15 protein-coding genes and 1 pseudogene are annotated in these 10511 nt (G+C 63.1%); 12 read left to right on the forward strand and 4 right to left on the reverse strand.

The features are described from left to right. The 7 genes from VZ95_RS11580 to VZ95_RS21955 all read left to right on the forward strand — a co-directional run. Window positions 1-300 (forward strand): phosphomannose isomerase type II C-terminal cupin domain (locus tag VZ95_RS11580; protein ID WP_045775981.1); only part of this gene is annotated, 300 nt, incomplete at its 5' end. Between the two features lie 51 nt (window positions 301-351). Further along, window positions 352-1251 carry a formyltetrahydrofolate deformylase gene (gene purU, locus VZ95_RS11585; protein WP_045775982.1) on the forward strand — a complete coding sequence of 300 codons (900 nt, stop codon included), beginning with the start codon at window positions 352-354 and terminating at the stop codon, window positions 1249-1251. Window positions 1252-1289: 38 nt separating this feature from the next. Next, window positions 1290-1619, forward strand: a complete 330-nt coding sequence (locus VZ95_RS24105) for a hypothetical protein (protein ID WP_156995254.1) — start codon at window positions 1290-1292, stop codon at window positions 1617-1619. 158 nt (window positions 1620-1777) lie between these two features. Next, complete coding sequence (locus tag VZ95_RS11590; RefSeq protein WP_052711698.1) at window positions 1778-3487, forward strand: mechanosensitive ion channel domain-containing protein; 1710 nt, start codon at window positions 1778-1780, stop codon at window positions 3485-3487. 1 nt (window position 3488) lies between these two features. Beyond that, entirely contained in the window at window positions 3489-3890 is a 402-nt protein-coding gene (locus VZ95_RS21945; RefSeq protein WP_052711699.1) for an MFS transporter, read from the forward strand. Beyond that, entirely contained in the window at window positions 3887-4210 is a 324-nt protein-coding gene (locus VZ95_RS25540) for an MFS transporter (protein ID WP_052711700.1), read from the forward strand. Before VZ95_RS21945 ends, VZ95_RS25540 begins: the two co-directional genes overlap by 4 nt. Continuing rightward, window positions 4183-4767, forward strand: a complete 585-nt coding sequence (locus tag VZ95_RS21955) for an MFS transporter (protein WP_052711701.1) — start codon at window positions 4183-4185, stop codon at window positions 4765-4767. Before VZ95_RS25540 ends, VZ95_RS21955 begins: the two co-directional genes overlap by 28 nt. Here VZ95_RS21955 and VZ95_RS11600 read toward each other — a convergent pair. Beyond that, complete coding sequence (locus tag VZ95_RS11600; RefSeq protein ID WP_232302627.1) at window positions 4740-5558, reverse strand: glycosyltransferase family 9 protein; 819 nt, start codon at window positions 5556-5558, stop codon at window positions 4740-4742. The genes VZ95_RS21955 and VZ95_RS11600 overlap by 28 nt on opposite strands. A 37-nt stretch (window positions 5559-5595) precedes the next feature. Further along, window positions 5596-5781 carry a hypothetical protein gene (locus VZ95_RS27115; RefSeq protein ID WP_232302628.1) on the reverse strand — a complete coding sequence of 62 codons (186 nt, stop codon included), beginning with the start codon at window positions 5779-5781 and terminating at the stop codon, window positions 5596-5598. Window positions 5782-5854: 73 nt separating this feature from the next. On the opposite strand from VZ95_RS27115, the gene VZ95_RS27120 reads away from it, so the two are divergent. Genes VZ95_RS27120 through VZ95_RS27130 form a run of 3 tightly spaced genes read left to right on the forward strand, consistent with a single transcriptional unit; the run spans window position 5855 to window position 8533 of the window. Continuing rightward, on the forward strand, window positions 5855-6751 hold the full coding sequence (locus tag VZ95_RS27120) for an acetate--CoA ligase family protein (RefSeq protein WP_232302629.1): 897 nt from the start codon (window positions 5855-5857) through the stop codon (window positions 6749-6751). Beyond that, on the forward strand, window positions 6748-7392 hold the full coding sequence (locus VZ95_RS27125; RefSeq protein WP_232302630.1) for a hypothetical protein: 645 nt from the start codon (window positions 6748-6750) through the stop codon (window positions 7390-7392). The genes VZ95_RS27120 and VZ95_RS27125 overlap by 4 nt, the downstream gene beginning before the upstream one ends. Further along, window positions 7346-8533: a GNAT family N-acetyltransferase gene (locus tag VZ95_RS27130; protein ID WP_232302631.1), complete on the forward strand. Its 1188-nt coding sequence runs from the start codon at window positions 7346-7348 to the stop codon at window positions 8531-8533. The genes VZ95_RS27125 and VZ95_RS27130 overlap by 47 nt, the downstream gene beginning before the upstream one ends. Here the strand turns inward: VZ95_RS27130 and VZ95_RS11610 are convergent. After that, a complete protein-coding gene (locus tag VZ95_RS11610; RefSeq protein WP_045775983.1) occupies window positions 8530-9276 on the reverse strand; it encodes an SDR family oxidoreductase in 747 nt (248 codons plus the stop codon). The genes VZ95_RS27130 and VZ95_RS11610 overlap by 4 nt on opposite strands. 99 nt (window positions 9277-9375) lie before the next feature. Between VZ95_RS11610 and VZ95_RS28230 the strand changes: the two genes are divergently transcribed. Next, a complete protein-coding gene (locus tag VZ95_RS28230) occupies window positions 9376-9966 on the forward strand; it encodes a LysR family transcriptional regulator (protein ID WP_084627740.1) in 591 nt (196 codons plus the stop codon). Next, window positions 9963-10295, forward strand: a complete 333-nt coding sequence (locus VZ95_RS28235) for a LysR substrate-binding domain-containing protein (RefSeq protein WP_084627741.1) — start codon at window positions 9963-9965, stop codon at window positions 10293-10295. The genes VZ95_RS28230 and VZ95_RS28235 overlap by 4 nt, the downstream gene beginning before the upstream one ends. Window positions 10296-10360: 65 nt before the next feature. Here VZ95_RS28235 and VZ95_RS23035 read toward each other — a convergent pair. Continuing rightward, window positions 10361-10511 (reverse strand): annotated as a pseudogene (locus VZ95_RS23035) (type III PLP-dependent enzyme); the annotation flags it as partial.

The raw sequence follows: 10511 nt of genomic DNA on the forward strand, positions 1-10511 counted from the left end.
GAACCCACCTACAAGGTGAAGCGCATCATTGTACTGCCCGGTCAACGCCTCTCGTTGCAGATGCACCACCGGCGGGCCGAACATTGGACCGTGGTTGTCGGCGATGCCGATGTCACGGTCGGCGAGGAAACCTTCCGCCTCAGCCCCGGCGAGCATGTGTATATTCCGCTCGAAGCCAAGCATCGGGTGGCCAATCCGGGCACGGAACCCTTGGTGTTCATCGAAGTGCAAAGCGGCACCTATACCGGCGAAGACGATATCGTTCGCTTCAGCGACGATTACGGTCGCAGCGGCACCTAAGGACTTTATAACGTTATGGATACTTCGGTTCCTATTGCTGAAAGCCCCCTCATGAACGCCTATCCGAACCGTGCCGATAGCAATAAGGTCGGCGCTTATATTCTGACGCTGCAATGCAAGGATGCGGTCGGCATCGTCGCCGCCGTGAGCAATTTTCTGGCGCTCGCCGGGTTCAACATCCGCCGCTCCTACCAGTTCGAAGATGAGGCGACCGGCCAGTTCTTCATGCGCACCACGGTCGATCCCGTCGGCAAGGGCCTGACGAAAGCCGAGCTTGAAGCAGGCTTCCGCCCTACCGCCGAACGGTTCCAGATGACGTGGGAGCTGCACGATCCCGCCCGCAAGTGCCGCGTGCTGCCGCTGGTCTCGCGCTTCGGCCATTGCCTAAACGATCTTCTGTATCGCTGGCGCTCAGACCTACTGCCGATCGAAATCCCGGCGATCGTCTCCAACCATACGGATTTTGAGGAGCAAGCGCGCTGGCACGGGCTGCCCTATCATCACCTGCCGGTCGGCGCGAAGGGGGCTTCCCCCACTAAGGCCGAGCAGGAAGCCGAACTGCTGCGGTTGATCGACGAGTATCAGATCGATCTGGTGGTGCTGGCGCGCTATATGCAGGTGCTGTCGCCCGAACTGTGCCGGGCGCTCGCCGGGCGCTGCATCAATATCCATCACTCGTTCCTGCCGAGCTTCAAGGGCGCAAAACCCTATCAGCAGGCGTTCGACCGGGGGGTGAAGCTGATCGGGGCCACCGCCCATTACGTCACTGCCGATCTCGACGAAGGCCCGATCATCGAACAGGCGGTGGAGCGCGTCGACCACACGATCACCAGCGACCAGATGGTCGCCATCGGCCGCGATATCGAATCGATGGTGCTGGCGCGGGCGGTGCAGTTCCACGCCGAACACCGCGTTCTCATCAACGCGCATAAAACCGTCGTCTTCTGGTAGCCGAAATGGCGGTTTCGGGGCAGCGGGAGAATTGGGCGATGCGGCAGTTTATAGCGATTTTAGCCGTGATATGGCTTGGGTTTGGCGGCGCACTGGCCGCCGATCCGCCGAAGGACGCTGCACCCGACCTGCCCGCGCTGATCGAAACGCTGAAGAATGATGCCGCCCGCGAGGCGCTCATCAAGCAGCTTACCCTGCTAGCAAACCCGCAAAAAAAAGCCCGCCCCCGACCCGGTCGACGAAACCCTCAGCGGGATTTTCGGGCGTGGCTTAACCCATCTTTCGGACGGTTTGGCGAAGCTGGGCGGGGCGGTGTCGGAAGCCACGGGCACCCTCGCCGCCCTGCCCGACGATATCATCGCCGATAGCGCCCAGTGGCGCGACCCGGTGCGGCAGCAACGCTGGGCCATCCTCGCCGGAAAAAGTCGCGGTCCTGCTGCTTTGTGCCCTGGTCAGCGAATGGCTGCTGGCGCGCGCCCTCCGCCGCCCCCGGCAAGCCCTCGCCGACCGGCCCAGCGAAAGCCGGATGGAGCGCTGGTTGCTGCTCGGCGGGCGGTTCGTGCTCGATCTGCTGCCGGTGCTGACCTTTGCCGCCGCCGCGCAAATCACCCTGTCGCTGATCGCGCCGGACCGGCTGACGCGCCTCGTGCTGGTGCTGCTGATTAACGCCAATCTGATTGTGCGGGTAGTGCTGTTGCTGGGACGGTTGATCTTAGCGCCCGATCAAACGCGCTTCCGCCTAGTGACGCTCGCCGATGAAACCGCCGCCTATTGCTATGTCTGGCTGCGCCGGATGGTGGCGCTGGCCGCCTATGGGCTACTGGGGCTCGACGCGCTGCGGTTGCTCGCCCTCCCCGACGCGTTGGCCGATCTCATCGGACGCTTGATCGGCCTCACGCTGGCGGGCATGGCGATTATTCTCATTCTCCAGAACGCCGAGCCGGTGCGCCAATGGCTGCGGCAGGACAGCAATGGCTCGCGCCTCGCCAAACAGATGAGCGAGAGTTTCGCCGCCCTGCGCCACCGCCTCGCCGATGTTTGGCACGTGCTCGCCATTGTCTATGTCGTCGCGGTCTATACGGTTTGGACGCTGGAAATCCCCGGCGGCTTTCTGTTTCTGCTGCGCGCCACTGGCCTCACGCTGGTGTTGCTGCTGGCGAGCCGCTGGATCAAGCAGGGGTTGCGCCATCTCATTACGCTGGGCTTCACCGTGAGCCCCGATCTGGCGGCGCGCTTTCCGGGGCTCGAAGCCCGCGCCAACCGCTATTTGCCCGTGCTCCAGAGCATGCTCGGCGTCGGCTTGACCCTGCTGATAATCGTGCTGCTGCTGCAAATCTGGGGCATGGATAGCCTCGGCTGGTTGATCGAGGGCAGCGGGCGCAAACTGCTTTCCAGTCTTACGATTGTGCTGGTCGTGCTCGTCTTCGCCGTCGTGGTCTGGGAAATCCTCTCCTCCTGGATCGAGCGCTTGTTGCAGGAGACCGAGCACGACGGCCAGCGCCGCACGCCCTCCGCCCGCATGCGCACACTGCTACCGCTGCTGCGCAATGCCCTGCTGGTCGTGCTGGTCATTATGGTTTCCCTGATCGTGCTGTCGGAAATCGGCATCAATATCGCGCCGCTGCTGGCGGGGGCCGGGGTGGTGGGCCTCGCCATCGGTTTCGGCTCGCAAACCTTGGTGAAGGATCTCATCACGGGCCTGTTTATTCTCATTGAGGATTCGATTGCGGTCGGCGATGCCATCGAGGTTGCGGGCAAGTCGGGCACGGTCGAGGCGATCACCATTCGCACCATTCGCCTGCGCGATTTACGCGGGGCCGTGCATACGATCCCGTTCAGCGCCGTCACCACCATCCAGAACTCAACGAAGACCTTCAGCTTCGCCGTCGTCGATGTGACGGTGGATTATAAGACCGATCTCGATCTTGCCACGGCAACGCTGACCGACGCCGATACCAAGCTGCGCACCGATACCCCCGATTATAGCGAGGCGGTGCTGGAGCCGCTCGAAATCTTCGGGCTCGATCGGGTCGAAAACGGCGCTCTTATCCTGCGCGTTCGGGTGAAAACCCAACCGGGCAAGCAATGGTCGGTGGAGCGCATTCTGAAGCGCGGCATCAAGGAAGCCTTCGATAGGGCTGGCATTACGCTGCCGGGGCCGACGCAACTGGTGCTGCAAACGCCGCTGGTGCCGCCCGAAATGCCCGTTGCCCCAACTCCCGCAGCGGCTGACTAAGATGCCCACCGCCCTCGCCCGGTTTCTCGAAACCTACGGGCGCATCCCGGTTTTCATCGTGCTGCTGCTCGGCATCGCCTCGGGCCTGCCGCTGGCGCTGACCTTCTCGACCCTCAGCGTTTGGCTGACCGAGGCGGGGGTGAGCCGAACCCAGATCGGCCTGTTCGCGCTGGCGGGCACGCCCTACATCTGGAAATTCGCCTGGGCGCCCATTATGGACGCGGTGCCGCCGCCGCTGCTGGCCGCGCTCGGGCGGCGGCGCGGCTGGATGATTTTGACCCAAATCGGCCTGATCCTCGCCATTCTCGCGGCTGCCGTCACCGATCCGGCGCAGGCCCCCGGGCCAAATCGCCCTCTGCGCCGTGCTCATCGCCTTTTTTTTCGGCTAGCCAAGATATCGTGATCGACGCCTACCGCATCGAAAGCCTCAGCCCGCAGCAGCAGGGCGCGGGCAGTGCGATGGCCGTTTACGGCTACCGCCTCGGCATGCTGGTCTCCGGCGCGGGGGCCTTGTTTCTGGCCGAGGCCTTCTCTTGGACAATCGTTTATGCCGTCATGGCCACTATCGTCGGCGTAGCAATCATGCTGGTGCTGCTGATCCCGGAGCCGCCGCCACCCGAAAAGCCGCTGCTACTGCCGGGGGCCGGCCGATTGGTTGGATTAAAGCCACGATTCTGGAGCCCTTCGCCAGCTTCATGCGCGCCCAACCGCAGTGGCTGCTGATTCTGGCCTTCGTCGTACTCTATAAGCTCGGCGATGCGGTGGCGGGGGTGATGACCAACCCCTTCTACCTCGCCCTCGGCTTCTCCAAGAGCGATATTGCCGCCGTCGGCAAAGTCTGGAGCTTGGTGGCCACGCTGATCGGGGTATTCATCGGCGGTTGGCTCGTCGGGCAGGCCGGGCAGTTGCGCGCGCTGATGATCTGCGGGATTTTGCAGGCGCTCTCGAACTTGGTCTTCATCTGGCAGGCGCAGGTTGGGGTCGATCTTGCCGCGCTGTCCGTCACGGTGTTCGTCGAGAATGCCACCGGCGGCATGGGCACCGCCGCCTTCGTCGCCTATATCTCCGGCCTATCCCAGCGCCAATATAGCGCCACCCATTACGCGCTACTCTCGGCCTTCGCCGCCACCGCCCGCACGTTCCTCGCGTCCGGGGGCGGGTGGCTGTCGGAGCAAATGAACTGGGAATGGTTCTTCGGCGTCACCGCCCTCACCGCTATTCCGGGGCTCATCCTGCTCCTGATCTTGATGCGTCAGGCCAGAAGCGTCGAGAGCGCCTGAAGCACCACCTGGGGCGGGATTTTGTCCATCCCGTCACCGCCGAAATCCTGCGCGCGAATCACCAACCCATCGACCGCCATCGGCGCGAATTTACCGGGATCGGTGGGGCCGAACAGCGATACCAGCGGAATTCCGGCCGCCGCCAGCAGATGCCCGCCGCCGCAATCGTTCGACAGGCCAACCTCGCAGAAGCTCGCGGCCGCAATCGTCAGATCGGCGCGGTATTTCAGCGGGCGAGCGGCGCTATGCTGGAGCGGAAACAGGCTGCCCGGCACATTGGCGGCGATATCATCGACCCACGTCGCCTCCTCCGGTCCCAAAAACCAGACCGGCACATAACCGTTCGTGGCCAGACTGCGCGCCACGGTGACATAATTCTGCAAGGGCCAAATCTTCTGCTTGCCCCCCGCCCCCGGCGCAAAGGCGATATAGCGGTAGCCCTGGGGTAGCAGCCGCCCGGCGAGATCGGCAATCTCCGGCGCAAGCGGCAGGGGGGCCAGCGGATCGGGCGGCTCGGCAATGGCGAGATGCAGCAGATCGAGCAAGCGGCCGCACATGGCTTCGGGCCGCACGTAGCCCTTCCCCGGCTTAATCGTCGATAGGCTGAAATCCGCCGCACCGGAGATAAAGAACCGCGTTTTGATGCGTTTCAGCACCAGCGTGGTCAGCATCCGCGATTGGGTATCGATGACCAGATCGAAGCTTTGATCCTTCAGCGGCCGTGCGAGAATTTCGGTCCAACTGGAGCCAACCTCGGCATTGTCGATGACTTCGGTTATCAACCCCTGCACTAAGGGCGCGAGCGAGGTTTTGTAAGCGCTCGCCCCTTTACCCGCGAGCCAGATAATCTCCTTCCGGGAACGCCGCCCGCAGCGCGCGCACGAAGGGCAGCTTCATCAGCCCGTCGCCCATCAGGTCGAGCCCGACATAGACCAGGACCCGCGCATCGACGGGTGGGCGGGGGCGGGGGTCATGTTCCAGCAGGGCTGCCTGCGGCGAAGTGAACAGGGTCATGGTTTCCGATCTGAAACCTAAATGGGCTAAACTGAGTTCACACCTTAGGTGAGCTTCAGAAAGTCTTATAGCCATGACCGTCCGTAATCTCGACGCTCTTTTCAAACCGAAATCGATTGCGCTGATCGGCGCAAGCCAGAAAGAGCGGTCAGTCGGCGCAGTGCTGGGCCATAATCTGTTCCGCGCGGGCTTTCCGGGGCCGATTTTGCCCGTGCATCCGAAGAACCCCTCGGTGGAAGGCGTGCTCGCCTATGCCGATATCGACGCGCTGCCGATCGTGCCCGACCTCGCCGTTATCGCCACCCCGCCCGCCACCGTGCCGGGCCTCATCCGCCGCTTAGGGGAGCGCGGGTGCCGGGGCGCAGTCGTCATCACCGCTGGCTTCGGGGAAGGCGCGGACGCGGACGGGATGGTTCTGCGGCAAGCGATGCTCGACGCGGCGCGTCCGCACTTACTGCGCATCGTCGGCCCAAACTGCCTCGGCATTCTCGTGCCCGGCTCCGGGGTGAACGCCTCCTTCGCCCATGTGCCCGCGCTGCCGGGCGATATCGCCTGCGTCACCCAATCGGGCGCGGTCGCAACGGCCCTGCTGGATTGGGCGACGGCGCGCGGGATCGGCTTTTCCCACGTGGTCTCGCTGGGCGATAGTGCCGATGTGGATTTTGGGGACATGATGGATTATCTGGCGCTCGACCCCGGCACCAAGTCGGTCCTGCTCTATATCGAAGGCGTGACCCACGCGCGCAAATTCATGTCCGCCGCCCGCGCCTTGTCGCGCTTGAAGCCGGTCGTGGTGATTAAAGCCGGGCGGCATCAGGCCGCCGCCGCTGCGGCTGCCTCCCACACCGGCGCGATGGCCGGGTCGGACGCCGTGTATGATGCTGCCTTCCGGAGAGCGGGGAGCTGCGCGTCACCGACCTGGGCGACCTCTTCGCCGCCGTCGAAACCCTCGCGCGCCTCCCCCCGGTGAAAGGCGAGCGCGTCGCCATCATCACCAATGGCGGCGGTGTGGGCGTGCTGGCGACCGACGCGCTGCTGGACGAAGGCGGCGTTCTCGCCAGCCTGTCGCCCGAGACTATCGCAAAGCTCGATCCGGTGCTGCCGCGCACTTGGTCGCGCGCCAATCCTGTCGATATCATCGGCGACGCGCCGGGGGCGCGCTACTGCGCCGCGCTGGATGGGGTTTTGGCCGATCCAGGCGTGGACGCGATTCTGCTGCTGAACTCCCCCACCGCCGTCGCCTCCTCGGTCGAAGCCGCCGAGGCCGTCATCGGTCATTTGAAGCGCGGTGATAAGCCGGTGCTTACCTCCTGGATGGGCGAGTTGGAGGCGCGCGACGCCCGCAGCCGCTTCCGCGCCGCCGATCTGCCGAGCTTTTCGACACCGACCGAAGCGGTGAAGGGGCTGATGCATCTGGTGCGCTACCGGCGCAATCAAGCGCAGTTGCAGCAACTGCCGCCCGCGATGCCCGATACCGGCCCGCCCGAACGGGCCATCGTGAAGGAAATTCTGGCGCAAGCCGCGCGAGGGGCGGGAATGGCTGGACGAGGCCGAAACCAAGCGCGTGCTGGCCGCCTATGGCGTGCCGGTGGTGCGGACGGTGGCGGTTGAAACGCCGGACGAAATTCCCGCCGCCGCCGAGGGCCTCAGCCTGCCGCTCGCCGTGAAAATCCGCTCCCCCGATCTAACCCATAAGTCGGACGTTGGCGGTGTTGCGCTCGATCTGCCGTCCGTCGCCTCGGCCAAGGAAGCCGCCATCGCCATGCTGCGCCGGATTAGGGAGGTGAAGCCCGAGGCCCATATCGCGGGCTTCACCGTTCAAGAAATGATCCGCCGCCCTGGCGCGTTCGAACTCATCGTCGGCATCGCCAGCGATCCCACCTTCGGCCCCGTCGTGCTCTTCGGTCATGGCGGCGTTGCGGTGGAGGTGCGCAACGATAAGGCGCTGGCTCTGCCGCCGCTAAATATGCCGCTGGCCTATGAGCTGATGCAACGCACGCGGATTTCGCGCCAGCTTGCCGGGTTCCGCGCCCGCCCGCCCGCCGACCGCGACGCGATTGCCAGCGTGCTCATTCAAATCGCCCAGCTCGCCATCGATCACCCGGATTTGCGCGAACTCGACATTAACCCGCTGCTGGCCGATGAAGCCGGCGTGGTGGCGCTCGATGCGCGCATCCGCGTGCAAGACCCGGCCAAAGCCGCGCCGGTGGCCGTGCCGCCCTACCCGAATCAACTTGAAACCGAAGTCGTCATTCGCGACGGCACATTGATATCGCTGCGCCCGATCCGCCCAGAGGATGCGCCGGATATCATCAGTATGATCGAGCTGGTCGACCCTGAGGACGTGCGCCTGCGCTTTTTTGCGCCGCTGAAATCAATCCCACGCCCGATGCTGGCCCGGCTGACGCAAATCGATTACGACCGCGAAATGGCCTTCGTCGCCCGCCCCGTCAATCCCGACGGCAGCCGGGGGCCGATCTGGGGCACCGTGCGCCTGACCTGCGACGCCGATCTAACCGTGGGCGAATACGCGATTCTCATCCGCTCCGACATCAAAGGCCGGGGCCTTGGTTATACGCTTATGCACCAGATCATTGGTTATGGGCAGGAGCGCAAAGTCGGCAAAATCGTCGGGACTATTCTGCGCGAGAACGAGCCGATGTTGACAATGGCGCGGGAGTTGGGTTTTAAGCTCCACGTCAGCGCCGACGATACGGGGGTAATGGAGGCGGTGTTAACCCTAAAGCCTTAAAGCTGCCCGAACCCACCATCGACCGCGATTTCGGCCCCCAGCATATAGGCGGAGCGGTCGCTCGCAAGAAACAAGGCGGCCTCCGCCACTTCTTGCGGTTGACCAAATCGGCCCATCGGGATTTTCGCCATAACCGCGGCCTGGAACTCGGCTAAACTCTTGGCATCCATTCCGAACTTACTATAGACCGGCGTTGCCGTTGCGCCGGGGCTAACCGCGTTCACCCGAATACCCTGGGGCACAAGCTCGGCCGCCAAGCTGCGCGCAAACGAGCGCACGGCAGCTTTCGAGGCCGAGAGAACCGATAGGCCCGCAGTCCCAACCTCCGCCAGCCAGGATGTATTGAGGATAATCGAACCGCCCGGCCCCATCAGCGGTAAAAGCGCCTGCACGGTGAAGAAAACGCCCTTAACATTAACATCCATGATCGTATCAAACAGTGCCTCGTCGGTCCCGAGAATGGGGGTGGCAAAGGCAACGCCCGCATTGGCGAACAGCACATCGACCTTCTGAAAGCGGTCTTCTGCGGCTTTGCGAACATCCGCAAGCTGACGGGTTGACCTTACGTCAGCAAGAACGCCGGTCGCGTTGGGGCCGAGTGCGGTGAGGGCTGAGGCAAGACGCGCCTCGTCTTGCCCCGTAATCAGCACCGATGCCCCATGGGCAATGAAGAGTTTCGCGCTTTCAAAACCAATGCCCGTGGTTCCACCGGTAACAACGATTTTCTTTCCTGAGACATCCATGATTTTCTCCTTGGTTTTCTGAGTTTGTGCAAGGATCATGGTACTGACGGACCGTAAACACGAGGCGAAGAAACATCGCCTGTAAGAAAGAAAATCTTTGTGGCATTTCGGGAATTAAATCGGCTGAAGTCCCTTCAAGCCTTTGAAGCGACGGCCCGTCACGGTAGTTTCGTCGGGGCGGCTACCGAATTGGGGGTAACGCCCGCTGCCGTTGGGCAAATGGTGCGCGGGCTGGAAACATGGTTGGGCAGCCCGCTTTTTCACCGCCAAAAGCAGGGCCGAGATCGCCTCGTGCCCGTCGATAGTGCTCGTGCAGCCTTGCTCGACCTCAGCGAAGGGTTGAACCGCCTTGAAGCAGGGTTGGAAAAACTCCGAGCGGGCCAGGGGCGCACCGTGATTACGGTTTCGGCGTCACAAGCCATTGTCGCAAAATGGTTGCTGCCGGAATTAGACGATTTCACTGCGCGGCACGCAAAGGTGGAGGTGCGGTTAGATGTAACCGACCGTCTGGCCGATTTAACCCGGGGCGAAGCCGATATTGGCGTGCGTTGCGGCGCGGGAACCTGGGCGGGGCTTACGGCGGTTCGCTTAATGGACGAGGCGTTTTATCGCTGTCGCCAGCCCCGACCTGCCCGCGCCCCCCGGCGCGTCCGATCCGGCGTGGTTCGCCCAGCAAACCCTGATCTATGATGCAACCCCACAGGGCGCGGGCGTTTTTCCCCACCTGGGAGGATTGGGCGCGCGTGGCCAAAATAGGTTTGAGTCCGACACAATCGAAGCTCAGCATCAATGCCTCGGCGGCGGTTCTGCAAGCGGCCATCAAAGGGCACGGTATTGCCCTCGCCCGCCGCGCGCTTGCCGCCCAAGATATTGCCGCCGGTCGGCTGCGCCCTCTCTTCCCCGATGTCGTCTTAGCAATTCCCTGGGGATATTATGCGGTCACAACGCCCCGGGCACTCAATCGGCCAGCAGTTGCCGCGTTTAGGAACTGGTTGATTAATCATTGGCGGGCTTCTTAGCTACGGTCAAAAAAAACGGGGCCAACAGAGTGGCCCCGTTTTCTATTTAGCCTCAATGAGGAGCGTTAAATACACACGGCCCGCAGCGGCGCAAAACCGTTGAAGTTCACCGCCGAATAGGAGGTAGTGTAAGCGCCCGTCGCAAGGATATTCACCTTGTCGCCGACTTTGAGTTCGACCGGCAGGTGATATTCGGTCTTTTCGTACAGAATATCG

It is taken from the genome of Elstera litoralis (genome assembly GCF_000963705.1).
In the GTDB taxonomy this organism is placed as follows: Bacteria; Pseudomonadota; Alphaproteobacteria; order Elsterales; family Elsteraceae; genus Elstera; species Elstera litoralis.

Coding starts and splice junctions, on each gene's coding strand:
- VZ95_RS27115 (WP_232302628.1), bottom strand. CDS start 5,781: ATGACCCTGTTCACTTCGCCGCAGGCAGCCCTGCTGGAACATGACCCC.
- VZ95_RS21945 (WP_052711699.1), top strand. CDS start 3,489: ATGCCCACCGCCCTCGCCCGGTTTCTCGAAACCTACGGGCGCATCCCG.
- VZ95_RS28235 (WP_084627741.1), top strand. CDS start 9,963: ATGATGCAACCCCACAGGGCGCGGGCGTTTTTCCCCACCTGGGAGGAT.
- VZ95_RS11590 (WP_052711698.1), top strand. CDS start 1,778: ATGGAGCGCTGGTTGCTGCTCGGCGGGCGGTTCGTGCTCGATCTGCTG.
- VZ95_RS27120 (WP_232302629.1), top strand. CDS start 5,855: ATGACCGTCCGTAATCTCGACGCTCTTTTCAAACCGAAATCGATTGCG.
- VZ95_RS11610 (WP_045775983.1), bottom strand. CDS start 9,276: ATGGATGTCTCAGGAAAGAAAATCGTTGTTACCGGTGGAACCACGGGC.
- VZ95_RS24105 (WP_156995254.1), top strand. CDS start 1,290: ATGCGGCAGTTTATAGCGATTTTAGCCGTGATATGGCTTGGGTTTGGC.
- purU (WP_045775982.1), top strand. CDS start 352: ATGAACGCCTATCCGAACCGTGCCGATAGCAATAAGGTCGGCGCTTAT.
- VZ95_RS21955 (WP_052711701.1), top strand. CDS start 4,183: ATGCGCGCCCAACCGCAGTGGCTGCTGATTCTGGCCTTCGTCGTACTC.